We start from the raw sequence: 1,145 nt of genomic DNA on the forward strand, positions 1-1,145 counted from the left end.
CCACGGCGGCAGGATGGTTCGCATCGCCGCGGGTGAGCCGCACCACTCTGTGCCGCAGGCAAAGATGATGTGGTTCGGATCGACCTCGCGGATCGCATCGCTCAGCTTCACGTAGAACGCGCGCAGCTTGTCGCCACCACTGCGAGGCTTGGCCTTGTTGACGATCGGCTCGTCGAGCAACTCGTAGCCGGCGACCGCGGTCTCGTTGGCGTAGCGCGCGGCGATGGCCTGCCACAGGCGAATCGTCCACGGCTGGTAGATCTCGGGCTCGGTCCACAGGTGCGGCACGCCATCCACCGTGTCGGACATCAGCTCGTTGCTCTGCCCACCCGGCGCCGCATGCAGGCACAGCACGATGGCGATGTTGTGCGCCTTGCCCCACGCCACCATCTGGTCCAGCCAGTCCCAGCCGCTTTGCAGGTACACGCCATCAGACGGCGACAACCAATGGTGGTTGATCGACACGCGCAAGGTGTTGACGCCCCAGCGCTGCATGCGCGCGAAGTCGTCTTCCGTCATGATGTTGTGGTTCCAGTCCTGCCAATACTTGTCGTAGGCAGACGGGCTCATCATGCCGGCCAGGGTCTCATGGATGCGGGTGTGGCCGTAGTACCAGAGGTATTTGCCGTCACCATCGGGCCACTCGATCATGTAGGCCTCGACATTGGTCCACTCACCGGCGCCGAAGCCCTTCATCACGAAGTTCCTGCCGGTGGCGTCGACGATCTTMTGGCCGCTGACGCGCAGGCCTTGCCAAGATTCAGGCGGCTGGGCCATGGTGGCCCCGCCGGCGGTGCAGAGCGCCGCCAGCAGCAGCGAGCGGCCGATGCTGGCAATGCGTTGGATTCCGGGCGTTGCGTTCACCATGGCCGAGACCTCCTCCTCCGTTTCGGGTCAATGTAGGTAGCGAGAGGCAGCGTGGCTTGAACAAAACTGCGGTGCTTCTGCGCAGTGAGGTAACAGCTGCAACGGGCTTGGTTGTTCGTATGCGGATGGCAAGCAGCGGGTGCGGCGAGGCCGGCGGCTCGGGGCACGTTCTCCGGGCCGGCTCGCGGGGAGCCGGGGTGCGCTTGCTGAGGTGTCTCGATTGGCACCGCTTGTACGTCGCGGCGGTTGGGGCGACCGCGAATGAGGCCTGCGCCCGG

1 protein-coding gene is annotated in these 1,145 nt (G+C 65.2%); it reads right to left on the minus strand.

The genetic code is table 11. The features are described from left to right. On the minus strand, positions 1-867 hold an 867-nt coding region (locus tag AC1DYI_RS36415; protein ID WP_477208951.1), incomplete at its 3' end, for a glycoside hydrolase family 5 protein. Between the last annotated feature and the right edge of the window lie 278 nt (positions 868-1,145).

It is taken from the genome of Ideonella sp. P3_A4 (genome assembly GCF_056403075.1).